This is a genomic window from Massilia timonae (assembly GCF_001866515.1).
Classification (GTDB): Bacteria; Pseudomonadota; Gammaproteobacteria; order Burkholderiales; family Burkholderiaceae_D; genus Telluria; species Telluria timonae.
This window is the reverse complement of the sequence record NZ_JRYB01000001.1, coordinates 5,914,697-5,936,254: the sequence shown is the minus strand read 5'-3', so window position 1 is coordinate 5,936,254 and position 21,558 is coordinate 5,914,697. Positions and strand designations below refer to the sequence as shown.

Sequence of the window (21,558 nt, the reverse complement as noted above, 5' to 3'; positions counted from 1 at the left end):
GACATGGTGGTTCCCTATAAAAGTTCGCTACAATGCCAGTTGACGTTAACGTAAACGTTAAACATGTGGCACATAGAACTTTTATAAGGGACACACCATGCAAATCGAGAACAACGTCTTCATCGTCACCGGCGGCGCCTCGGGCCTGGGCGCGGCCACCGCGCGCATGCTGGCGGACGGCGGCGCGAAAGTCGTGATCGCCGACGTCCAGGAAGAGGCCGGCCGCGCGCTGGCGCAGGAACTGAACGGCCAGTTCGTCCGCTGCGACGTCACCCAGGAAGCGGACGGCAAGGCGGTGGTCGAGGCGGCCGTCGCGCTGGGCCTCCTGCGTGGCCTGGTCAATTGCGCCGGCGTGGCGCCGGCCGCCAAGACCGTCGGCAAGGACGGCCCGCATCCGCTCGAGGTGTTCCAGCGCGCCGTCAACATCAACCTGGTCGGCACCTTCAATATGGCGCGCCTGGCGGCCGACGCCATGGCGAAGACCGACGAGGCCGAATACGGCGAACGCGGCGTCATCATCAACACCGCCTCGGTCGCGGCCTACGACGGCCAGATGGGGCAAGCCGCTTATGGGTCATCCAAGGCGGCCGTGGCCGGCCTGACCCTGCCGATGGCGCGCGACCTGGCGCGCAGCGGCATCCGCGTGATGACCATCGCACCGGGCATCTTCGAGACCCCGATGCTGATGAACATGCCGCAGGAAGTGCGCGATTCGCTGGGCAAGATGGTGCCGTTCCCGCCGCGCCTGGGCCTGCCGAAGGAGTATGCCCACCTGGCCAAGGCCATCATCGAGAACGTGATGCTCAACGGAGAGACGATCCGCCTCGACGGCGCGATCCGCATGCAGCCGAAGTAAACGGTCAGCTCAGGCATTGTCCTTAAAGCAAGCTCGCGCGACATGAGGTAGCATGTCTGCGATCTCGGGCGCGTCGCCGCTGTCGTGCGGCGGCGCGCCCGTCTGCTTTTGGGAGAATCATTTGAAACAGTTCAGCACCTTTGCGCGTGCAGTCATACCTGCACTTTCCCTGGCCGCCGCCTTCCACCTGCCTGCCGGCGCCCAGGATTCCCTGCAGGCCGCGCCGGAAGCGGCCACCGGCTATGCCGACAAGGCCGGCTGGCCGGCCCAGAAATACATGGTGGCCGCGGCCAACCCGCTGGCGGTGGACGCCGGCTACCAGATCCTGCGCCGCGGCGGCAGCGCGATCGACGCGGCGATCGCCACCCAGCTGGTGCTGACCCTGGTCGAGCCGCAATCGTCGGGCATCGGCGGCGGCGCATTCATGGTCCACTACGACGGCAAACAGACGCAGGCCTTCGACGGCCGCGAGACCGCGCCCGCCAGGGCCGACGAGCACCTGTTCGAACGTCCGGACGGCACGCCGCTGTCGCGCACCGAGGGCGTGGTCGGCGGCCGCTCGGTCGGCGCCCCGGGCGTGCTGCGCATGCTCGAACTGGCCCACCGCCAGCACGGCAAGCTGCCCTGGAAGACGCTGTTCGAGCCGGCGATCCGGCTGTCGGAGCAAGGCTTCGCGGTCAGCCCGCGCATGCACAAGATGCTGGCCGGCGAGACCCACCTGCGCAAGGATCCGGTGGCCGCGGCTTATTTCTACGACCAGCATGGCCAGGCGTGGCCGGTCGGCCATGTGCTGAGGAACCCGGCGCTGGCCAGGACGCTGCGCGAGATTGCCGAGGGCGGCGCCGACGTGTTCTATACCGGCCGCATCGCGCGCGACATCGCGGCCAAGGTCGCCAGCCATCCGACCAATCCCGGCCTGCTCACGGCGAAGGACATCGCCGACTACCGCCCCAAGGTGCGCACGCCGGTCTGCAGCGATTATCGGCAATACACCGTGTGCGGCATGCCGCCGCCGTCGTCGGGCGGGATCGCCGTGGCCCAGATGCTGGGCATGTTCGAGACCTTCGACATGAAAGCGCTGGCCCCGAAGGACGGCGTGCCGGGCGCGCAAGCCGTGCACGTGTTCTCGGAAGTGGGGCGCCTGGCCTACGCCGACCGCAACCGCTATGCGGCCGACGCCGACTTCGTGCCGCTGCCGGGCCGCGGCATCCCGAGCCTCATCGACAAGGGCTACCTGAAAGGGCGCGCCGCCCTGGTCGGCGCCCGCTCGATGGGCGAGGCCAAGGCCGGCACGCCGCCGGGCATGGAAGTCGCGTGGGGAACGGACAATGCCATCGAGACGCCGTCGACCTCGCACCTGTCGGTGGTCGACGCCGACGGCCGCGGCCTGGCGATGACGACCACCATCGAGGATGCCTTCGGTTCGCGCCAGATGGTCGACGGTTTCATGCTCAACAACCAGCTGACCGATTTTTCGTTCAGCGCGCGTGACGCCGACGGCCCGGTGGCGAACCGGGTCGAGGCCAATAAACGGCCGCGCAGCGCCATGTCGCCCACCATCGTGTTCGAGAAGGACAGCGGCAAGCTGGTGCTCACCGTCGGCTCGCCGGGCGGCCCGGCCATCATCAACTACGTGGCCAAGGTGCTGGTCGGAACCCTGGACTGGGGCCTGAACGTGCAGCAGGCGATCGCGCTGCCCAATTTCGGCAGCCGCAACGGCCCGACCGAGCTGGAACGCGGGCGCTTCCCGCAGGCCACGCAAGACCTGCTGCGCGCGCGCGGCCATGCGATCCGCGTCAGCGAACAGACCTCGGGCCTGCACGGCATCGAGCGGATCCAGGTGCACGGGGTGCCGATGTGGTTCGGCGGCGCCGATCCGCGCCGCGAGGGAATTGCCAAGGGCGATTGAAAGTGGGCGGGGAAGCGACAAATGCAGACAATTTGTTGCGTTCCCCATCCCATATTTGCCTCAAGACAATCAGAGTTTGCTAACCTGTCGCCCGTGGATAGCAAACAGAAAACCGGATCGATCCCGATGGGAGCGGGCGCGCGCGTCGCCGATGCGCGCGCCCGCTTTTGCGCCCCATGACCATGCTGCGCCGGTGCTTCTCCATCTTCCTGTCGATCTTCCTGCTGCCGCTCGTGCTGGCGGCATCGGCGCCGTCGCGCGCGGCGGCGCCCGAGCCGACCCTGCGCTTCGAGCACCTGTCGGTGCAGCAGGGCCTGGCCCAGGAATCGGTCCTGTCCATCGTCCAGGACCGCGACGGCTTCATGTGGTTCGGCACCCAGTCCGGCCTGTCGCGCTATGACGGCTACCGGTTCGTGCACTACCGCAGCGAGATCGGCAATCCGCGCAGCCTGTCCAGCAACTGGGTGCGGGTGCTGCACCTGGATCGCCACGGCCGCATGTGGCTGGGCACCGACGGCGGCCTGAACCGATACGATCCGGCCACCCGCAGCTTTACCCTGTACGCGCCGCACGAGCCGACCCGGCGCGGCACCGGCAACCGCCAGATCAAGGCCATGATTGGCGACGGCAAGGACGGGCTGTGGATCGGCACCGCCGACGGCCTGCAGCACTTCGATACCGAGACCGGCAAGTTCACGGTCTGGCACCACGTGCCGAACGACGAGCGCACCCTGCGCGACGACGGCATCCAGGCGCTGGCGCTCGACGCCGACGGGCGCCTGTGGATCGGCACCGCGGCGGGCCTGGACAGCCTGGCCCCCAACCGCCGGACGGTCGAGCACCATCCTTCGCAACTGGACGTTCGTTCACGGCCGGTGCACGCGCTGCTGGTCGACGCCGGGCAGCGGCTCTGGGTCGGGCGCTTCGGCGGGCTGGAACGGCGCGAACTGCGTGGCCCGGATGCGGGCAGGCTGCGCCGCTTCGGGCCGGCCGACGGCGTCAAGGAATCCTGGATCACCACGCTGTACCAGGATCCCGACGGCACGGTGTGGGCCGGCACCCACGAAGACGGCCTGCTGCGCTGGCGCGCCGGAAGCGAGCGCTTCGACGCCTTCCGCAACGTCGTGACCGACCGCCACAGCCTGGTCGACAACTACGTCTCGGCCCTGTACCGCGACCGGGTCGGCACCTTCTGGGCCGGCACCTGGTATGGCGGCGTCTCGCGCGTCGACCTGGGCAGCGGAGGCTTCGCGCGCCTCAATGCGCGCCCCGGCATGCCCGACTCGCTGGCGGACAACAAGGTGCGCGCATTGCTCGAAGACGGGCAACGGCTGTGGGTCGGCTCGGCCACCGCCTTGCACCACCTCGATCCGCGCACCGGCAAGGCCGAGGTGTTCCGCCACCGCAAGGACGACCCGAACAGCCTGATCGACGTGCCGGCGGCGGCCATCGTGCGCGACGGCGCCGGCCTGCTGTGGATCGGCAGCCGCTCCGGCATCACCTCGTTCGATCCGGCGACGCGCCGGTTCCGGCGCCAGGTGCTGCCGGGCGACGCCGACGCCAACAACGTGCGCTCGATGCTGCTCGACCGCGCCGGCATGGTCTGGATCACGACCCGCGGCGGCATGCACCGGCTCGATCCGGTCACGCGCGAGGTGACCAGCTACCGCCACGATCCGTCGAAGTTCACCAGCCTGTCGGACGACATCGCGCGCCCGATGCTCGAAGACCGGCGCGGCCGCTTCTGGGTCGGCACCTTCGCCGGCCTCGACCTGCTGGACCGCGCCAGCGGCAGGTTCCGCCACTTCCGCCACGATCCCTACGACCCGAACAGCATCAGCCACGACGAGGTGCACCACCTGATGGAAGACAGCCGCGGCGACATCTGGATCGGCACCGCGGTGGGCCTGAACCGCATGGTGACGGGGCGCGACGGCGCGCTCAGCTTCACCCGCTACACCACGCGCGACGGCCTGGTCGACGATTCGGTGGCGGCGATCGTGGAAGACCAGGACGGCCGCATCTGGGCCAGCACCTCGAGCGGCATCTCGAGCTTCGACCCGGCCAGCGGGCGCTGGCGCAGCTACACGGCGGCCGACGGCATCACCGAAGGCGCCTTCTTCGACGCCTCGGTGTTGCGCGCGAGCGACGGGACCCTGTACTTCGGCGGCTTCAACGGCATCACCGCCTTCGATCCGCGCGCGATCCGCGACAACCGCATCGCGCCGCGTCCCGTGATCACCGGCCTGCAGGTCTTCAACCGGCCGCTCGAGCAAGCCTTCCCCGGCCTGCTGCCGGGGCCGATCGAGAACGCCAGCGCCGTGACCCTGCCGGCCGACGCCGCCGTGCTCACCCTCGAATTCGCGGCGCTGCACTTCGCCGCGCCCGAACGCAACAAGTTTGCCTACCGGCTGGACGGCTTCGACAAGGGCTGGGTGAACGGCGGCGCCGACCAGCGCTTCGCCACCTATACCAACCTCGATCCCGGGACCTATGTGTTCCGGGTGCGCGCGGCCAACAAGGACGACGTCTGGAGCGAGGACGTGGCGGCGCTGGCGCTGACCATCGAGCCGCCGCCGTGGGGCACGCCGTGGGCCCGGATCGCCATGATCCTGCTGGTGTGCAGCGCCGTCTACGGGGGCCTGCGCATGCGCCTGTCCAGCCTGCGCCGCCACAAGGAGCGGCTGGAGCACCAGGTGAGCGCGCGCACCGAGCAGGTGGAGCAGCAGAACCGCATGCTCGAGCAGCAGACGCAGGAACTGCGCGAGCAGGAGCGGCGCGGACGCCACCAGAGCAACGAGCTGGCGCGCGCCTACCGCGCGCTGCAGGAGAACGAGGAAGTCCTGCGCCAGGCCAAGGAGCGCGCCGAGGATGCGACGCGCCAGAAGTCCGAATTCCTGGCCAATATGAGCCACGAGATGCGCACCCCGCTGGCCGGCGTGATCGGGATGCTGGGCTTCGCGCTGCGCGACGCGGCGCTCAGGGACAACACGCGCGAGCAGATCCTGCGCGGCCAGGCCAATGCCGAAGCGCTGCTGGCGATCATCAACGACCTGCTCGACTTCTCGAAGATCGAGGCCGGCAAGCTGACCGTCGAGCGCATCGATTTCGACCTGCACGAGAAGATGCGCAACGTGGCCAGCCTGTTCCAGGAGCAGGCCGCCGGCCACAGCCTGGACTTCTCGGTCCAGGTCGACGACAACGTGCCGCGCTTCCTGGTGGGCGACCCGACCCGCGTGCGCCAGGTGCTGGTGAACCTGATCGGGAATGCCTTCAAGTTCACCAGGTCGGGCAGCGTGACGGTGCAGGTCGAGTGTCGGCCGGACGACCAGGACCGCCCGCCGGGCATGCACATGATCCGCTTCACGGTGCGCGACACCGGCATCGGCATCCCGTCCGATGCGCTGCCGCGCCTGTTCCAGAAGTTCGAGCAGGCCGACAGCACCACCACGCGCCGCTACGGCGGCACCGGCCTCGGCCTGGCGATCTGCCGCCAGCTGGTGGAGCTGATGGGCGGCACCATCGGCGTCAACAGCCAGGAAGGCAAGGGCAGCGTGTTCAGCGTGCTGCTGCCGCTGCCGGACGGCGCCCCGCCGGTGCGCGTGGAGCATGCGCCGCGCGCGCCGCACAGCCATCGCCTCGGTATCCTGTGCGCCGAGGACTTCCCCACCAACCAGATCATCGCGCGCCTGATGGTCGAGGAGATGGGCCACGCGATCGACATCGTCGACAACGGCCTGGAAGCGGTGGCCGCCTGCGCGCGCAAGCGCTACGACCTGGTCCTGATGGACGGCCGCATGCCCGAGATGGACGGCGCCAGCGCCACCCGCCTGATCCGCGCCGGCGGCCCGCAGGATGCGCCGGTGATCGATCCGCACCTGATGATCGTGGCGCTCACCGCCAACGCCAGCGACGAGGACCGCACGCGCTACCTGGCCTGCGGGATGGACGCCTTCCTGACCAAGCCGATCGACGAGGCGGCGCTGCACACCCAGCTGGCGCGCGCGATCGAGCGCCAGCTGCAGCGCGGCGTGCCGCTCGAGCCGATGCCGGCGCAAGGCGCGCCCGACAGCCGTGCGCAGGCGATGGCGGCGCTGGACGCGATGTTCGAGGTCACCTTCGACGCGCCGGCGGCGGGGCGCGGCGCGGACCCGGGGCCAGCGGCCGCCGCAACCGCCGCCGCGCCTGGCGACGCCCTGGCGGTGCGGCTGCGCGCCGCCTTCGTCGCCGACCTGCCGCGCCGGCGTCGGGAGCTGGCGGCGGCGGTCGCGTCCGATGACCTGGACGCCGCCGGCCGCATCCTGCACGGCCTGCGCGGCAGCGCCGTCCACCTGGCGGAGCCAGGCCTGGCGACGCTGTGCGGCGAGCTGGAAGCGGCGGCCGACGCCGGCGAGCACGAGCGCCTGCGCGCCGGGCTGCCTCGGCTGCATGCGCTGCTCGACGCCTTCGATGCGCGCTAATCTCCAGCCTGTCGCGAATGCTTGCCTATAATGCAGGTCTTGACCGAACTGGCGGAGAGCGAATGAAGGTGCTGGTAGTGGACGACGACATCGTGGCGCGCATGATGCTGATGCATCTGGTCGACAGCTGCGGCAACCATGCGATCCTCGAAGCGGAAGACGGCGCCGACGCCTGGCGCCAGCTGGAATCGGGCCTGCGGCCCGACATCGTGTTCTGCGACCTGCGCATGCCGCACCTGTCCGGCCTGCAACTGCTGCAGCGGGTGCGCGCTGGCGCCGACACGGCGGCGCTGCCCTTCGTGCTGGTTTCGGCCGCGTCCGACGGCGCGACGCTGGACGAAGCGGCGGCCCTGGGCGCCAGCGGCTACATCGTCAAGCCGTTCCGCCAGGAAGACGTGCGCGCGCAATTTACGCGCCTGTTTCCGGCGCTGGCCGGCGCGGAAGGCCTGGCAGAAGCGCCGGACGAAGCGCCGGACGAGGTGGCGCGCCGGCTCGGCATCGATCATGCGCGCCTGCGCCTGTACCTGGACGGCCTGGCGCGCCAGCTGCAGGTGGCCATGCACGAGCCGCCGGCCGGCGACGAGGGAACGCAGGCGCGCCTGAACCGCCTGCGCGAAGGCTGCAAGACGCTCGGCCTGTACGGCGCCGCCGCGGCGCTGGCCACGGTGGCCGAGGCGCGCTCCCCGGCGCCGCACGATGTGGCGGCGGCGCTGGCGACGGCCGGCGCGGCGGTCGCGCGCCAGGCCGGGCGCGCCGCGCATGGCTGAGCGCAAGAAGGGGTGGCGAATCCGCTTGCCGGGCAGGTGCTTTAGATTTAAAGTATTCCTGGCTTGTTGCTTGAGTTTTTGTCGCCTCGTTTTACCCAGCCGGGACCATCCATGAACGACGCCACCATCGCAACGCTGTTCCCGTCCGGCCACACCGACGGTTTCGCCCGCGCCAACCTGCCGCCGGCGCACACCTGGCCCGAGTTCCTTTTCGACCTGCCCGAACTGCATTACCCGCCACGCCTGAATTGCGTCGCCGACCTGCTCGACGGCGCCGTCAAGCGCGGCTGGGGCGGGCGCACGGCGCTGATCGGCGCGCGCGAGCGGCTGACCTACGCCGCATTGTTGGAGCGGGTCGACCGCATCGCCCACGTGCTGCGCCACGACCTGGGCCTGGCCACCGGCAACCGGGTGCTGGTGCGCGGCGCCAACTGTCCGACGATGGCGGCCTGCATCCTGGGCGTGATCAAGGCCGGCTGCATCGCGGTGCCGACCATGCCGCTGCTGCGCGCGCGCGAACTCGGCGCCATCGCCGGCAAGGCGCGCGTGAACGCGGTGCTGTGCGCCGGCGCCCTGGTGGACGAGGTCGACGCGCTCGGCCTGTCCGTGCCGGTGCTGGTGTTCGACGCCCCGGTTCTCGACTGCCTCGAACAACGCATGGCGCGCCATGGCGAGCCGTTCGTCGCCGCCGACACGGCGCAGGACGACGTCTGCCTGATCAGCTTCACGTCCGGCACCACCGGCGTGCCGAAAGGCACCATGCATTTCCACCGCGACGTGCTGGCGATCTGCGATTGCTTCCCGCGCCACGCCCTGCGTGCGCAGGCGGACGACGTCTTCGTCGGTACGCCGCCGCTGGCCTTCACCTTCGGGCTGGGCGGGCTGCTGCTGTTCCCGCTGCGGGTGGGGGCGGCCGGGGTGCTGGTCGAGAAGCTCACGCCCGAAGCCCTGCTGGGCGCGATCGCCGAGCACCGCGCCACCGTGTGCTTCACGGCGCCGACCTTCTACCGCCAGATGGCGGCGCAGGCTGGCCGCTTCGACTTGTCGAGCCTGCGCGCCAGCGTGTCGGCCGGCGAAGCGCTGCCGGTGGCCACGCGCGAGGCCTGGCAGGCGGCGACCGGGCTGGCCATGATCGACGGCATCGGCGCGACCGAGCTGCTGCACATCTTCATCGCGAGCGCGGGCGGCGACGTCCGGCCAGGGGCCACCGGCAAGCCGGTGCCGGGCTACCAGGCCTGCATCCTCGACGCCCAGGGCCGGCGCGTGGGGCCGGGCGTGATCGGCCGGCTGGCGGTGAAGGGGCCGACCGGCTGCCGCTACCTGGCCGACGAGCGCCAGCGCGACTACGTCCAGGATGGCTGGAACCTGACCGGCGACGCTTACGAAATGGATGACGACGGCTATTTTTATTACCGCTCGCGCCTTGATGACATGATCATCTCGGCCGGCTACAACATCGCCGGCGCCGAGGTCGAAGAAGCGCTGCTGCACCATCCGGCGGTGGCCGAATGCGCGGTGGTGGGACGGAGCGACCCCGAACGCGGGCAGGTGGTCGAAGCCCATGTCGTGTTGCGCGGCAGTCACGTGGGAACCGAGCGACTGGCCCACGAGCTGCAAGAATTCGTGAAGGGCCAGATCGCGCCGTATAAATACCCGCGCGCGATTCTGTTCAAGGAACAACTACCTCGGACCGAAACCGGTAAACTGCAACGGTTTAAATTACGCACTGAAGCGGTTTGAGGACTTGCATGGATGACGACAGGCGCATACGGGATGCCGACGCCGAGGGGGGAGAGGCGGCCGACCTGGACCTGGAAAGCCGCCTGACGGACGAACACCACCAGTCGCTGCGGCTGTGGCTGCGCATGCTGTCGTGCACGACGCGGATCGAGAACGAGATCCGCAGCCGCCTGCGCACCACCTTCGGCATCACCTTGCCGCGCTTCGACCTGATGGCGCAGCTCGAGCGCCATCCGGACGGGCTGCGCATGGGCGAGCTGTCCCGGCGAATGATGGTGACCGGGGGCAATATCACCGGGATCACCGACCAGCTCGAGCGCGAGGAACTCGTGGTGCGGGTGCAGGATGCGAAGGACCGGCGCGCGTCGGCGGTCAAGCTGACCGAAGCGGGAAGAAAGGCCTTCGCCGAGATGGCGGCGGTGCATGAGCGCTGGATCGAGGAGATGCTGGCGGATATATCAGGAGAGGACAAGGCGGGCATGATTGCCTTGTTGTCGACCATGAAGCGGCGCCTGCGGGTGGAGGACGGCGAATAGCGTGTCCGGCTGTTGCGTTGCCGAACTGACAGACCATGGCAACCGCTGGTACAATTCGCGTCGCGTGTCGCCATCGTACAATGGATAGTACGGGGTCCTCCTAAGACTCAAATGCAGGTTCGATTCCTGCTGGCGATACCATTCACCATTCTTCCCTCCAGCAGTTTCCCCAGAATATGTGAGAATTGGCGTCGCTACCGCGTCCAGTCGGTACAATGTGCGCCTTACTCAATCAACTCATGCTTTTGCCCGGCACCGGGCCGCACACCGAACATGGCAGTCATCTCCCTCACTTCCGCGCAACTGGCCTTCGGCCACGTCCCGCTGCTCGACCACGCCGACTTTTCGCTGGAAACCGGCGAGCGCGTCGGTCTCATCGGCCGTAACGGCACCGGCAAATCCTCGCTCCTGAAGATCATCTCGGGCCGCTCGAAACTCGACGATGGCCTGCTGGTCATGCAGCAGGGCGTGAGCATCGCCTATGTGGAACAGGAGCCGGTATTCGATCCCGAGATGACCGTGTTCGACGTGGTCGCGCTCGGCATGGGCGACCAGCAGGCGATGCTGACCGAATATGAAGAACTCACCGGCAAGTTCGGCCAGGGCGACGACGATGCGCTGATGGAACGCATGCACGTGTTGCAGACCAGGCTGGACGCCACCGACGGCTGGAACCTGGCGAACAAGGTCGAGACCACGCTGGGCCGCCTGAACCTGGCGGGCGACGCGAAGATGGGCACCTTGTCCGGCGGTATGCAAAAACGGGTGGCGCTGGCCGTGGCCCTGGTGTCGGCGCCGGACGTGCTGCTGCTCGACGAACCGACCAACCACTTGGACTTTACCTCGATCAAGTGGCTGGAGAGCCTGTTGCGTGAGTTCCGCGGCTCGATCCTGTTCATCACCCACGACCGCAGCTTCCTGGACAATGTCGCCACCCGCATCATCGAGCTCGACCGCGGCAAGCTGCTCTCGTTCCCCGGCAATTTCTCGACGTACCAGGAGCGCAAGCGCGAACTGCTGGCCAACGAGGAAGTCGAGAACGCCAAGTTCGATAAATTCCTGGCGCAAGAAGAGGTATGGATCCGCAAGGGCGTGCAAGCGCGCCGCACCCGCGACGAAGGCCGCGTGCGCCGCCTGGAAGCGCTGCGCCTGCAGCGCGCCGCGCGCCGCGACCAGCAGGGCCAGATCAAGCTCGACGTCGCCACCGGCGAACGCTCGGGCAAGATCGTCGCCGACCTGGAAGGCGTGTCGAAGCGCTACGGCGACAAGGTGATCGTCGACGGTTTCACCGGCACCATCATGCGCGGCGACAAGGTCGGCCTGATCGGGCCGAACGGCGCCGGCAAGACGACCCTGCTCAAGATCATCCTGGGTGAGGAAACGGCCGACAGCGGCGCCGTGCGCCTGGGCACGAAATTGAACGTGGCGTATTTCGACCAGATGCGCACCCAGCTCAACGAAGAGGCGAGCCTGGCCGACACCATCGCTCCCGGCAGCGACTGGGTCGAGATCAATGGCCAGCGCAAGCACGTGATGACCTACCTGAACGACTTCCTGTTCTCGCCGGAACGGGCGCGTTCGCCGGTCAAGTCGCTCTCGGGCGGCGAGCGCAACCGCCTGCTGCTGGCGCGCCTGTTCGCCAAGCCGGCCAACTGCCTGGTGCTGGACGAACCGACCAACGACCTCGACATCGACACCCTCGAACTGCTGGAAGAATTGCTGGAGGAATACACCGGCACCGTCTTCCTCGTCAGCCACGACCGTACCTTCCTGGACAATGTCGTGACCCAGGTCATCGTGGCCGAGGGCGGCGGCAAGTGGCGCGAATATGTCGGCGGCTATACTGACTGGGAGCGCGTCAGGGCGGCGGCCCCGGCGGCGTCTGCGCCTGCGCCGGCCCCGGCCAAGGCCAGCGCCGCCAAGGTGGACGAGGCGCCGGCCCAGGGCGCGGGCAAGAAGGTCAAGCTGAGCTACAAGGAACAGCGCGAGCTCGAAGAGCTGCCGCGGTTGATCGCGTCGCTCGAAGACGAGCAGTCCGCGATCACGCAGCAATTGAACGCGCCTGATTTCTACAAGACGAATCCGGCCGACGCCAAGCGCATCAACGCGCGGTATGCCGAGATCGACGACCTGCTGCTCGACGCGCTCGAGCGCTGGGAGCGCATCGAGGCGCGCGCCAGGGGCGAGTAAGCACGACGTTGAATGAGGCAATGGAGGGGCGGCATCGATGACCGAACGCGATGAACCACATGCTGTCCCGCCAGCGGCCGCGCGCGCGGCCGACGAACCTCTCCTCAACCGCGCCGCCTGGACGCGGATCCTGCCTTTCGGCACCTATATTTTCTTCATTGTCCTTGGCGACATGCTCGAGCGGATCGGTGTCGGCCGCGCCGAGCTGCGCTGGCTGTATCCAGTCCAGGTCGGCGCCGTGCTGGCGCTGCTGGCCGCGTTCTGGCGCGGCTATGACGAGCTGCACCGTTTCGCGCTGTCGCTGAAACAGGCGCTGGCCGCCAGCGCCGCCGGCATCGTGGTGCTGGTCCTGTGGGTGCATCTCGACGCCCCCTGGATGACGCTCGGCAGCGCGCCCGGCTACGACCCGCGCACGCAAGGCGAGATCGACTGGTTGTTGGTGACGATCCGCATCGCCGGCGCCGCCCTGATCGTGCCGGTGATGGAAGAGCTGTTCTGGCGCTCTTTCTTGATGCGGTGGGTCGAGCGATCCGACTTCATGTCGCTTGATCCGGCGCGTATCGGCTTCAAGGCTTTCGTGATTCCATGCCTGTTGTTCGGATTCGAACACTATCTTTGGCTGGCCGGCGTCATGGCCGGCGTCGCCTATGGTTTGTTGTATATGCGGCACCGCAAGCTGTGGTCGCCGATACTGGCTCACGCTATCACCAATGGATTGCTGGGAGTCTGGGTGGTGCATACCGGAGGCTGGCAGTTCTGGTAATTCCTTCGGCGCAGTATCCACCGGGAAATGTAGAACATGCCTTTTAACCCTGCAGCGCATCGGCTTCGCACCGTGGCGGCCCTGGCGACGGTGTTATGTTCTTTCCCAGCAGTGTCTGCGCCGAACGACGCGCGACAAGAAGACGGCATACGGCTGCTTGGCGGCATCGGCTGGGCCTACGACGACAATATTTTTCGTGTCGCTGATGACGAGCAACCGTTCGAAGGCCAGCGCAGCGATTCCTATCGCACACTCGACGCCGGGGTCGTGCTCGACAAGACCATCAGCCGCCAGCGCATCGCGGCGACCGCCAAAGTGTCGAAGGTCAAGTTCGACCACTTCGACCAGCTCGACTACGACGGACGTGACCTGCAGGCGAGCTGGTTGTGGCAAGCCGGCAAGCAGTTCGAGGGCCGTGTCGAAGCGTTGTACATCAAGACGCTGGCGCCATACACCGACTTCGACAGCGACGAACGCAACCTGCGCCGGCAGCGGCGCCAGTTGCTCGATGCCGGCTGGAAGCTGCATCCAAGCTGGAAGCTGCGCGTCGGCGCCGCGCGCGACAAGTACACCTACGAGTTGCTGGCCCAGCGCTACAACGACCGCACCGAAAAGGCCTATGAGGTCGAGCTCCAGTACCGGCCGAAAAGCGGCAGCACGGTGGGCCTTGTCGCGCGCCGCCTGAAGGGCAACTATCCGTACCGGCGACCTTACAACAGCAGCGTGCTCACCGACGATTTCACCCAGGACGAGCTCAAGGCGCGGGTCGACTGGCTGGCGAGCGGCTCGACGACGGTGCAGGCGCTGGTCGGCTATGCGCGGCGCGACCAGCCCTCGTACGACGACGGGCGCACCAGCGGCGTCAACGGCCGTGTCACCTGGCTGTACAAGCCGCAGGGCAAGGTCAGCTATGGCGCGTCGCTGTGGCGCGAGTTCGCACCGATCGAAAGCGCGCGGGTCAGCACGACCCTGAACAAGGGAGCGAGCCTGCAAGCCACCTGGCTCGCCACCGACCGCATCCGGCTGGACGCCCGCGCCGCCTACGAGAAGCGCGACTATACGGCGCGCGACGTGTTTGCCGGGTCGGACGACCTGACCGACGCGATCCGCAGCGCCACCGTACGGGCGTCATGGCAGGTCCGGCCCAAGGTACAAGTGATCGCCGGCTACGCCTACGAGTCGCGCACCGGTTCGCAGGCGCTCGGCACCGGCAAGTTCGACGCCAATATGGTGCAGCTGAGCGCCAATGTGCTGTTCTGATGATGGATGTGGCGGCGCATGACGGTCAATGACATTCCCATTATTTCGTTCTTCCAGCGCGTGCTCGATCCGCTGATCGTGATGGGCAGCCTGTACCTGGCGACATTGGCCTTTGGCGAACCGTTCTCCGGCTATTGCCTGGTGCTGATGATCCTGGCCTTCTTCATCTCGTCGGCCGTCTACCAGCAGATCGATCCCTACCGCACCTGGCGCAGCGGCCGCATGCTGGCGTATGCGCGCGATACCGTGTTCGGCTGGTGCCTGACGCTCGCCGTGCTGTACTTCCTCGGCTCGGCCAGCGGCATGCGGTACTACTACGACGAGCGGGTGCTGCTGGCCTGGGCGCTGGCGACGCCGCTGACGATCCTGGCCAGCCATATCGCGGTGCGCTTCGCCACCGGCAGCCGCAAGCACGCCGGTGAACTGCGCTCGATCGTGGTGGTCGGCGCCAACGATGCCGGCATCAAGTTCGCCGGCGTGTGCGAGCGCTATCCGAACCTGTTCATGCAGGTGCAGGGATTTTTCGACGACCGTACCGACGGGCGCAAGCCGCCCGGCCTGCGCTATCCGATGCTGGGCAAGATGGCCGACGTCGCCGCTTATGTGCGGCGCAAGAACATCAAGATGATCTTCATCAGCCAGCCGGTCTCGGCCCAGCCGCGCATCCGCCAGCTGGTCGACGAATTGAAGGACACCACCGCCTCGGTCTATTTCTTGCCCGACGTGTACGTGTTCGACCTGATGCAGGCGCGGTTCGATACCGTGGGCGGGATGCCGGTGATCGCGATCAGCGAGTCGCCGTTCATGGGCTTTAACAGCGTGCTCAAGCGCGGCACCGACGTCGTGGTCAGCGCGCTGGCCCTGGTGCTGCTGGGGCCGCTGATGCTGGTGATCGCCCTTGCCGTGAAGCTCGGTTCGCCTGGCCCAGTGCTGTTCAAGCAGCGCCGCTACGGGCTGTATGGCGAAGAGATCTATATCTATAAATTCCGCTCCATGACGGTGCTGGACGACGGGCCGACCATCGTCCAGGCCAGGGCCGACGATCGCCGCATCACACGCCTCGGCCACTTCCTGCGCCGCACTTCGCTCGACGAATTGCCGCAGTTTATCAATGCGCTGCAAGGACGCATGAGCGTGGTCGGACCGCGTCCGCATGCGGTCGCGCACAACGAGGAATACCGAAAGCTCATCAAGGGTTACATGCTGCGCCACAAGGTCAAGCCGGGCATTACCGGCTGGGCCCAGGTGCATGGCCTGCGCGGCGAGACGGCCACCCTCGACAAGATGGAAGCGCGCATCCAGTACGACCTCGATTACCTGCGCAACTGGTCGCTGTGGCTCGATCTGTGGATCATCCTCAAGACGGTCAAGGTCGTCCTCACGCGCGAGAACGCGCACTGATGCCTATCCCGGCGCGCCGCCGGCGAAGCGCGGCGCGAGAAAAATGAACCGTCGGGCTTCGCGCGCATCGAATGGCAGGGTGGCGGGGATTCCAGCCGAGCTTTCGAGCCAATCAATTTTGTCCTAGAAACAGATGAGTGCTAATCGACGCGCTCTTTGATCTGGACGATTCCCGACAAGCTTGCGCGGCCATCCGGGCTGGGTAGAATCGTTAACCACAATGCAAGAACAATGGCCGATTTCGCTGCTGCAATAGGGGCGGCGACACATCGACATTGATCACGGGAGGCAATGTGCACAACAAGCCACGCATCTACGTCGCCGGCCACCGCGGCCTCGTCGGCTCGGCCATCGTGCGTGCGCTGGGCGCCGCAGACAAGGCCGAGATCGTCACCCGCAGCCACGACGAACTCGAGCTGACCGACCAGGCGCAGGTGCGCGAGTTCTTCCGCAGCGAAGGCATCGACCAGGTCTACCTGGCGGCGGCCAGGGTCGGCGGCATCCACGCCAACCTTACCTATCCGGCCGAGTTCATCTACGACAACCTGATGGTGCAGGCGAATGTCGTGCACGAGGCCTGGCGCGCGGGCGTGCGCAAGCTGCTGTTCCTCGGTTCGTCCTGCATCTATCCGCGCCTGGCGGCGCAGCCGATCCGCGAGGAATACCTGATGAACGGCATGCTCGAGCCGACCAACGAGCCCTATGCCATGGCCAAGATTGCCGGCATCAAGCTGTGCGAAAGCTATAACCGCCAGTACGGCACCGACTATCGCAGCGTGATGCCCACCAATCTGTACGGTCCCGGCGACAACTACCATCCCGAAAACAGCCACGTCATTCCCGCCTTGCTGCGCCGCTTCCATGAGGCCAAGGCGAGCGCCGCGCCCGAGGTCGTGATCTGGGGCAGCGGCAAGCCGATGCGCGAATTCCTCTACGTCGACGACATGGCGGCGGCCAGCGTCCACGTGATGGCGCTGGCGCCCGAGGCCTATGCGGCGGCTACCGACCCGATGCATTCGCACATCAATGTCGGCACCGGCCAGGACGTCACCATCGCCGAGCTGGCGCGCCTGGTGGGCGAAACCGTGGGCTACCGGGGCGAGATCGTCTTCGACGCCAGCAAGCCCGACGGCACGCCGCGCAAGCTGCTCGACGTCTCCAAGCTGGCGGCGCTGGGCTGGCGCGCCAGCACGCCGCTGGCCGAGGGGCTGGGGCGTGCTTATCGCGCGTATCTGGCGCACCTCTGCGCAGGTGGCGATCCCGACGCACGATGTGAGATGCACAACAGAACAGATGGCGCAAGCGGTCCAGAATGGCGGATTTCACACCGGACTGCGCACGCCTGAGGGCCAATGCCGTCCACGCCGGAGAACACCATGCAGAGCTCGTACCACAATGTCACAGACTTGCCGCATCCATTCGCACCGAGGTTCAGCCCGAGGCGGGCCGTGTGCGCGGTCCTGGTCCTGGCCAGCGTCGCGCTGGCCGGCTGCAACCGGGACAAGCCGGTGCCCGAAACCAAGCCCGGCCAGGCCCTGGCGAGCGTCAACGGCGAAGAGATCACGGTTTTGCAGCTGAATGAAGAAATGCAGCGTGCCGGCGTCCCGGCTGCCCAGCAGCAAACCGCCAGCAAGCAGTTGCTGCAAGCCCTGATCGACCGCGAACTGCTCGAAAGCGCGGCGGCCAAGGAAAAGATCGACCGCGATCCCAAGGTGATGCAGGCGATCGAGCGCGCGCGCTCCCTGATCATCGCCCAGGCCTATATGCAGAAGCGGGTGGGCGACGTCGCCCGGCCGACCGAGGCCGAGATCGAGGATTATTTCAACAAGCATCCCCAGTTCTTCGCCAACCGACGCCAGTTCGCGATGAACCAGCTCGTGCTGCCGGCGTCCAGCGTGACGCCCGAGCTGCGCGCCGCCGCCGACAAGGCCCGTTCGCTCGAGGACGTGGCGGCCTATCTCGACACCAGGCAGGTCGCCTACGGCCGCGCCCAGGTCACGCGCAGCACCGCCGATGTCAAGCCCGAGCTGGCCGCGAAGCTGCTGTCGATGCCGAAGGGCCAGCTGTTCCTGGTGCAGGAAGGGCAGCGCGCGCTCCTGACCTCGATCGACGAGGTGCGCGACGCGCCGGTGTCGCTGGCGATCGCCGCGCCGCAGATCGCGCAATACCTGGCCAACCGCAAGAACAAGGAACTGGCCCAGGCCGAGATCCAGCGCCTGCGCGCCACCGCGAAGATCGACTACCTGAACAAGGACCTGGCGCCCGACGCCGCCACGCCCGGCGCGCTCCCGGCCGCGGCGCCGGCCGCGCTGGCGGGCATGCGCGCCACGCCGGCGCACGGACCGGGTACGGGTGCTGGCGCGGGCGCGGGCGACGGCGACATCGGCCCGGTGGCCGACACCGTGCACGAGGATGCGCGCGCCGACAAGGCGGCGCTCGATCGCGGCGTGGCCGGCCTCAAGTAGGGCTTGCGAAGGACTTCCCAACGACGTGCCTGGAGACTGACGATGAAACGCTGGATCAAGTGGATGACGGGGGCCGCCTTCATGCTGGGCATGAGCGTGGCCGGTGCGACCGAGGTGCTGCTGGGCGCCGGCGACGTGGTCAAGCTGTCCGTGTATGGCAGCCCCGACCTGTCGATCGAGACCCGCGTCAGCGAGAGTGGCCACATCACGTTCCCGCTGCTGGGCCAGGTGGCTGTCGGCGGCCTGTCGGTGGCCGCCGCCGAAAAGAAGATCGCCGGCCAGCTCGAGAAGGGGGGCTACATCAAGCGGGCCCAGGTGAACATGCTGGTGACCACGCTGGCCAGCCAGCAGGTGTCGGTGCTGGGCCAGGTGAACCGGCCGGGCCGCTATCCGGTCGAAGGCAGGCGCAAGGTGCTCGACATGCTGGCGCTGGCCGGCGGCATCCATGGCGATGGCGGCGACATGATCAGCCTGGTGCGCACGCGCGACGGCAAGACGACGCGCGAGACCATCGATGTGGTCGACATGGTGCGCAAGGGCGAGCTCGACAAGGACTACGAGGTCGCCGGCGGCGACATCATCTTCGTGGAGCGGGCGCCGCGCGCCTACGTCACCGGCGAGGTCAGCCGTCCCGGGCCGTTCCGCCTGGAGCGCGGCATGACGGTCCAGCAGGCGATCTCGGCCGGTGGCGGCCTGAGCCCGCGCGGCAGCGACAACGGCATCAAGGTCACGCGCCGCGACCCCAGCGGCAAACCGGTCACGCTGGACGTCCAGGCCAGTGATACGGTCCAGGTCGACGACGTGATCGTGGTGCGCGAAAGCTGGTTCTGACGGCAGCGTGTCCGGCGTTGGCTTCTCGCCGGGCTTTGGCGCGGTCCCCGCATGCAAAGGTGAGTCATGAGCGTGCATCAATTTCTGCTGATTTTGCTGGCGCGTAAGAAAATCGTCCTGGGCACGCTCCTGGTCACGGTGCTGCTCGCCCTCGGCTGGAGCGTGGTGCAGCAAAAGACCTACGAGGCCACGGCATCGGTGCTGCTCAACTACAAGGGCGTCGATCCGCTCACCGGTCTGACCATGCCAGGGCAATTGATGCCGGGGTATATGGCAACGCAAATGGACATCATCGGCAGCAAGAACGTGGCGCTGCGTGTCGTCGACACGCTGCGGCTGGCGTCCAGCCCGGCCGTCGTCCAGCAATTCCAGGAAGCCAACGAGGGCAAGGGGACGGTGCGCGACTGGCTGGCCGACCTGCTGCTCCAGAAGCTCGAGATCATGCCGTCGCGCGAATCGAGCGTGGTCGAAATAAGCTTCAGCGGCGCCGATCCGGTGTTCGCGGCCGCGGTTGCGAACGCCTTCGCCGAGGAATATCGGCGGGCCGGCGTGCAGCTCAAGACCGAGCCGGCCAAGAACGCCTCGCTGTACTTCAACGAACAGACCAGGCAGTTGCGCGACAACCTCGAGGCGGCCCAGGCCCGCCTGTCGAAGTACCAGCAAGAAAAAGGCATCGTCAGCCTCGACAACAACCGGGTCGATGTCGAGCTGTCGCGCCTGAACGACCTGGCGGCCCAGCTGGTGGTGGCCCAGGCCGCGGCCATGGAAGCGGGCTCGCGTGAAAGGGCGGCCGGGACCGCCGGCGCGGCCGTCGATTCGCCCGACGTCGCCAACAATACCCTGATCCAGAACCTGCGCATGAACCTGGCCAGCGCCGAGGCCAAGCTGGCCGAGGCCGGCGCGCGCTTCGGGCGCAACCACCCGCAATACCAGGCCGCCGCCGCCGAAGCCGGCAAGCTGCGCGCCGAGCTCGGCAGTGCGCTGGGCAGCGTCAGCCGCAGCGTCGGCGCCAACGCCGACGTCTACCGCCAGCGCGAAGCCGAGCTGCGCAGCGAGCTGGCGGCGCAGAAGGAGCGCGTGCTCGAGCTCAACCGCACCCGCGACGAGCTCGGTCCCTTGCTGAAAGACCTCGAAGGCGCGCAGCGCGCCTTCGATTCGGCCAGCCAGCGCTATTCGCAGACGCGGATCGAGGCCCAGTCCGAGCAGTCCGACGTCTCGGTGCTCAATCCGGCCGTGGCCCCCACGACGCCGAGTGGCCCGCGCATCCTGCTCAATACATTGGCGGCGATCGTGCTCGGCACCGTGCTCGGCGTCGGCCTGGCGCTGCTGCTGGAATTGCTGGCGCGGCCGGTGCGCTCCAGCAGCGACCTGCAAGACATGCTGGGCATTCCGGTACTGGGCGCCATCGCCTGGCAGGCGCCGCCCGCGCGGACGGGCCGTCTTCGCCGGCTGATGGCGCCCGGCCGGCAACCGCGCCTGAACTGAACAGCGCTGAGCCGAGGACGCGCCATGAACTCATCCGTGCTATCCGCCCTGCACAGCGGCCCCGGCCGCGACGCCAGCATGGGCGCGCTGCTGGTCGATGCGGGCAAGCTCAGCGCCGATGACGCCGAGCGCGTGCTGCGCACCCACGAAGACCTGGGCATCCGTTTCGGTGAGGCGGCGCTGCGCCTCGGCCTGGTGAGCGAGGACGACATCCAGCAGGCGCTGGCCCGGCAGTTCGCCTATCCCTATCTGCAGAAAGGGCAGGCCAGGCTGTCGCCCAGGCTGGTCGCCGCCTACGAACCGTTTGCGCCCCAGGTCGAGGCCCTGCGCGCGATCCGCAGCCAGCTGACGCTGCGCTGGTTCGCGCGCGGGCGGCGCGCGCTGGCGATCGCCGGCGCCGATCCGGACGATGGCGCCAGCCTGTTCGCCGCCAATCTGGCGCTGGTGTTTTCCCAGCTCGGCGAGCAGACCCTGCTGGTGGACGCCAACCTGCGCGCGCCGCGCCAGCACGAACTGTTCGGACTCCGGCCGCGCCAGGGCCTGTCCGATATGCTGGCGGGGCGGGCCGACCTGGACGCCATCCTGCGCGTGCCATCCTTTGCCGACCTGTCGGTGTTGCCGGCCGGGACCTTGCCGCCGAATCCGCAAGAACTGCTGGCGCGGCCCGGCTTTCGCACCTTGGCGGCGCAGCTGGAGAGCCGCCACGACGTCGTGCTGCTCGACTTGCCGCCGTTTACGGCCGGCGCCGATGCCCTGGCGGTGGCAGGCCGTGCCGGCGGCGTGCTGCTGGTGGCCTGCAAGCACCGCACCCGCATCGCCGACGTGGCGCGCATGGCCGGGCAGATGGTCGATGCCGGCGCCGAAGTGGTCGGTTCGGTGGTGATGGAGTTCTAGC

15 protein-coding genes and 1 tRNA gene are annotated in these 21,558 nt (G+C 67.8%); all 16 read left to right on the top strand.

Annotation, left to right across the window (positions count from 1 at the left end):
- Positions 1-97: 97 nt before the first annotated feature.
- The 16 genes from LO55_RS25445 (at position 98) to epsG (ending at position 21,557) form a co-directional block, all read left to right on the top strand.
- The gene (locus tag LO55_RS25445; RefSeq protein WP_071363614.1) at positions 98-856 is read left to right on the top strand and encodes a 3-hydroxyacyl-CoA dehydrogenase; all 759 of its coding nucleotides are present in this window, start codon (positions 98-100) and stop codon (positions 854-856) included.
- A 52-nt stretch (positions 857-908) separates the two neighbouring features.
- Positions 909-2,765 (top strand): gamma-glutamyltransferase, encoded by a 1,857-nt coding sequence (gene ggt / locus LO55_RS25440; RefSeq protein WP_083415564.1) that lies wholly within the window; start codon positions 909-911, stop codon positions 2,763-2,765.
- Positions 2,766-2,941: 176 nt separating this feature from the next.
- Positions 2,942-7,225: a hybrid sensor histidine kinase/response regulator gene (locus tag LO55_RS25435; protein WP_071363613.1), complete on the top strand. Its 4,284-nt coding sequence runs from the start codon at positions 2,942-2,944 to the stop codon at positions 7,223-7,225.
- A gap of 62 nt (positions 7,226-7,287) precedes the next feature.
- On the top strand, positions 7,288-7,992 hold the full coding sequence (locus LO55_RS25430) for a response regulator (protein ID WP_071363612.1): 705 nt from the start codon (positions 7,288-7,290) through the stop codon (positions 7,990-7,992).
- 111 nt (positions 7,993-8,103) lie between these two features.
- On the top strand, positions 8,104-9,732 hold the full coding sequence (locus LO55_RS25425; RefSeq protein ID WP_071363611.1) for an AMP-binding protein: 1,629 nt from the start codon (positions 8,104-8,106) through the stop codon (positions 9,730-9,732).
- 8 nt (positions 9,733-9,740) lie between these two features.
- Positions 9,741-10,268, top strand: coding sequence for a MarR family winged helix-turn-helix transcriptional regulator (locus LO55_RS25420; protein ID WP_071363610.1), 528 nt, complete (start codon positions 9,741-9,743; stop codon positions 10,266-10,268).
- Positions 10,269-10,334: 66 nt separating this feature from the next.
- Positions 10,335-10,409, top strand: a tRNA-Arg gene (locus tag LO55_RS25415).
- 132 nt (positions 10,410-10,541) lie between these two features.
- Positions 10,542-12,458, top strand: coding sequence for an ATP-binding cassette domain-containing protein (locus LO55_RS25410; protein WP_071363609.1), 1,917 nt, complete (start codon positions 10,542-10,544; stop codon positions 12,456-12,458).
- A gap of 37 nt (positions 12,459-12,495) precedes the next feature.
- A complete protein-coding gene (locus LO55_RS25405; protein ID WP_083415563.1) occupies positions 12,496-13,221 on the top strand; it encodes a CAAX prenyl protease-related protein in 726 nt (241 codons plus the stop codon).
- Positions 13,222-13,332: 111 nt separating this feature from the next.
- Positions 13,333-14,481 carry an XrtB/PEP-CTERM-associated polysaccharide biosynthesis outer membrane protein EpsL gene (gene epsL / locus LO55_RS25400; protein ID WP_229410237.1) on the top strand — a complete coding sequence of 383 codons (1,149 nt, stop codon included), beginning with the start codon at positions 13,333-13,335 and terminating at the stop codon, positions 14,479-14,481.
- Positions 14,482-14,499: 18 nt separating this feature from the next.
- Positions 14,500-15,882, top strand: a complete 1,383-nt coding sequence (locus LO55_RS25395; protein ID WP_071363607.1) for an undecaprenyl-phosphate glucose phosphotransferase — start codon at positions 14,500-14,502, stop codon at positions 15,880-15,882.
- Positions 15,883-16,175: 293 nt separating this feature from the next.
- Positions 16,176-17,228: a GDP-L-fucose synthase gene (gene fcl, locus LO55_RS25390; RefSeq protein WP_071363606.1), complete on the top strand. Its 1,053-nt coding sequence runs from the start codon at positions 16,176-16,178 to the stop codon at positions 17,226-17,228.
- Between the two features lie 102 nt (positions 17,229-17,330).
- The gene (locus LO55_RS25385) at positions 17,331-18,347 is read left to right on the top strand and encodes an EpsD family peptidyl-prolyl cis-trans isomerase (RefSeq protein WP_229410236.1); all 1,017 of its coding nucleotides are present in this window, start codon (positions 17,331-17,333) and stop codon (positions 18,345-18,347) included.
- Positions 18,348-18,389: 42 nt separating this feature from the next.
- Positions 18,390-19,178, top strand: a complete 789-nt coding sequence (gene epsE, locus LO55_RS25380) for a polysaccharide export protein EpsE (protein ID WP_005669154.1) — start codon at positions 18,390-18,392, stop codon at positions 19,176-19,178.
- Between the two features lie 66 nt (positions 19,179-19,244).
- On the top strand, positions 19,245-20,663 hold the full coding sequence (gene epsF, locus LO55_RS25375) for a chain length determinant protein EpsF (protein WP_071363605.1): 1,419 nt from the start codon (positions 19,245-19,247) through the stop codon (positions 20,661-20,663).
- A 24-nt stretch (positions 20,664-20,687) separates the two neighbouring features.
- Positions 20,688-21,557 carry a chain length determinant protein tyrosine kinase EpsG gene (epsG, locus tag LO55_RS25370; protein ID WP_071363604.1) on the top strand — a complete coding sequence of 290 codons (870 nt, stop codon included), beginning with the start codon at positions 20,688-20,690 and terminating at the stop codon, positions 21,555-21,557.
- Position 21,558: the final 1 nt, after the last annotated feature.

What these genes read in the sequence shown, in the direction of transcription:
- LO55_RS25405 (WP_083415563.1), top strand. Translation starts at nt 12,496, where the DNA reads ATGACCGAACGCGATGAACCACATGCTGTCCCGCCAGCGGCCGCGCGC.
- LO55_RS25445 (WP_071363614.1), top strand. Translation starts at nt 98, where the DNA reads ATGCAAATCGAGAACAACGTCTTCATCGTCACCGGCGGCGCCTCGGGC.
- LO55_RS25435 (WP_071363613.1), top strand. Translation starts at nt 2,942, where the DNA reads ATGACCATGCTGCGCCGGTGCTTCTCCATCTTCCTGTCGATCTTCCTG.
- LO55_RS25430 (WP_071363612.1), top strand. Translation starts at nt 7,288, where the DNA reads ATGAAGGTGCTGGTAGTGGACGACGACATCGTGGCGCGCATGATGCTG.
- LO55_RS25395 (WP_071363607.1), top strand. Translation starts at nt 14,500, where the DNA reads ATGACGGTCAATGACATTCCCATTATTTCGTTCTTCCAGCGCGTGCTC.
- epsG (WP_071363604.1), top strand. Translation starts at nt 20,688, where the DNA reads ATGAACTCATCCGTGCTATCCGCCCTGCACAGCGGCCCCGGCCGCGAC.
- LO55_RS25410 (WP_071363609.1), top strand. Translation starts at nt 10,542, where the DNA reads ATGGCAGTCATCTCCCTCACTTCCGCGCAACTGGCCTTCGGCCACGTC.
- ggt (WP_083415564.1), top strand. Translation starts at nt 909, where the DNA reads ATGTCTGCGATCTCGGGCGCGTCGCCGCTGTCGTGCGGCGGCGCGCCC.
- epsF (WP_071363605.1), top strand. Translation starts at nt 19,245, where the DNA reads ATGAGCGTGCATCAATTTCTGCTGATTTTGCTGGCGCGTAAGAAAATC.
- epsE (WP_005669154.1), top strand. Translation starts at nt 18,390, where the DNA reads ATGAAACGCTGGATCAAGTGGATGACGGGGGCCGCCTTCATGCTGGGC.
- LO55_RS25420 (WP_071363610.1), top strand. Translation starts at nt 9,741, where the DNA reads ATGGATGACGACAGGCGCATACGGGATGCCGACGCCGAGGGGGGAGAG.
- LO55_RS25425 (WP_071363611.1), top strand. Translation starts at nt 8,104, where the DNA reads ATGAACGACGCCACCATCGCAACGCTGTTCCCGTCCGGCCACACCGAC.